This is a genomic window from Ruegeria haliotis (assembly GCF_013377785.1).
Lineage (GTDB): Bacteria > Pseudomonadota > Alphaproteobacteria > Rhodobacterales > Rhodobacteraceae > Ruegeria > Ruegeria haliotis.
Genome location: NZ_JABXWT010000146.1, coordinates 1 through 493 on the forward strand (window position 1 = coordinate 1; position 493 = coordinate 493).

General features: G+C 35.5%; 1 protein-coding gene. It reads right to left on the reverse strand.

Annotated elements, in window-relative coordinates:
* Nucleotides 1–187: 187 nt before the first annotated feature.
* Nucleotides 188–493 (reverse strand): hypothetical protein (locus tag HW561_RS23640; protein ID WP_211198776.1); only part of this gene is annotated, 306 nt, incomplete at its 5' end.

Here is a 493-nt window from a genome sequence, read left to right on the forward strand (position 1 = left end):
AAATTAAGGTTAATGGATGAGAAATCTCAATAAGGTGATGTGTAGAAACAGAGCAATCTGTATTAAGTAGCCCCTCAATGTTGAGGGGCTTTTTATTAATAAGTCATTAAAAAGTATCTAAAATTCAATAGTGATATATCAAAGGGCTCCAAGTAAATAGGGCAGCCTTGGAGCATAATGATGTTAACTATAGTCGCCATCCATCAGGTCGATTATCTTGGTCAATATCTTGAATGCCATCATAACCATCAGGATTAGATTGATTTAAGTTACCAGATTGATTTAGTAAATTACTATCACGACTTAAGGGATTTTGCCCAAGTGCAAGTTCTTTTGAATCTGAAACGCCATCGCCATCAGTATCCCATTTACCAGGATCTAAGCATGGTGTTTTATTACCTAATATTGAATAATCACAAGATGCGAGCTCAAATTCATCTGTTAGTCCATCGCCATCAGTGTCTTTATTTGGATTAGGAACATAAGTTGCAAA